This is a genomic window from Arthrobacter globiformis NBRC 12137 (assembly GCF_000238915.1).
GTDB lineage: Bacteria > Actinomycetota > Actinomycetes > Actinomycetales > Micrococcaceae > Arthrobacter > Arthrobacter globiformis.
This window is the reverse complement of record NZ_BAEG01000031.1, coordinates 1-1,060: the sequence shown is the minus strand read 5'-3', so window position 1 is coordinate 1,060 and position 1,060 is coordinate 1. Positions and strand designations below refer to the sequence as shown.

General features: G+C 66.8%; 1 protein-coding gene. It reads right to left on the bottom strand.

Annotated elements, in window-relative coordinates; translation table 11 throughout:
- Positions 1-54 precede the first annotated feature (54 nt).
- The coding region (locus tag ARGLB_RS05060; protein ID WP_003799655.1) for an aldehyde dehydrogenase family protein at positions 55-1,060 on the bottom strand (1,006 nt) is incomplete at its 5' end.

The window sequence follows — 1,060 nt, the reverse complement described above, 5'->3', positions numbered from 1 at the left end:
AGAGAAAGGGCCGCCGTCGCGGGGGCGGCGGCCCTTGCTGTTTGGTGGGTGGGGTTAGCCGTTGATGATCTGGGGGACGCCGAGGGCTTTGAGGCCTTCGACGCCGAATTCGAGGCCGTAGCCGGATTGTTTGGCTCCGCCGAAGGGGATGCGGGGGTCGACGTTGCCGTGTTTGTTGATCCAGACGGTGCCGGCCTGGATGCGGTTGGCGACTTCGCGGGCTGCGGGGAGGTTGGGGGACCAGACGGAGGCGCCGAGTCCGACGTCGAGTCCGTTGGCGTATTCGATGGCCTGGTCGATGGTGCTGTAGCGGATGATGGGCAGGGCGGGGCCGAACTGTTCTTCGGTGACGAGGGGGTTGGTGTTGTCGATGTCGGCGACGAGGGTGGTGGGGTAGAAGTAGCCGGGTTGGCCGGTGTCGGGGTTGCCGCCGAGCAGGATCCGGGCGCCGGATGTGCGGGCTTCTTCGACGAGGTTGGCGACGATGTCGTATTGGGCTTTGTTTTGCAGGGGGCCGAGGACGTTGTTTTCGTCGAGGCCGTTGCCCATGGGCATGGCGGCGGCGACCTTGGTGAGTTCGTCGCAGACGGCGTCGTAGATGTCGGTGTGGACGTAGAGGCGTTTGAGGGCGGCGCAGGTTTGGCCGGTGTTGAGGAACGCGCCCCAGAACAGGCCTTCGGCGATCGCGGCGGGGTCGGCGTCGGGCAGGACGATGCCGGCGTCGTTGCCGCCCAGTTCCAGGGTGAGGCGTTTGATGGTGTCGGCGGAGGATTTGATGATGGCGCGGCCGGCGGCGGTGGAGCCGGTGAACATGATTTTGCCGATGGCGGGGTGTTCGGCGAGGCGGGCGCCGACTTCGCGGTCGCCGGCGATGGCGGTCAGGACGCCGTCGGGGAGTTCGTCGTTGAGGACCTTGATCAGGGCCAGGACGGAGAGGGGGGTCATTTTGGAGGGTTTGACGACGGCGGTGTTGCCCATGCGCAGGGCGGGGGCGATCTGCCAGATGGTGATCATCATGGGCCAGTTCCAGGGGCCGATGGCGCCGACGACGCCGATGGGC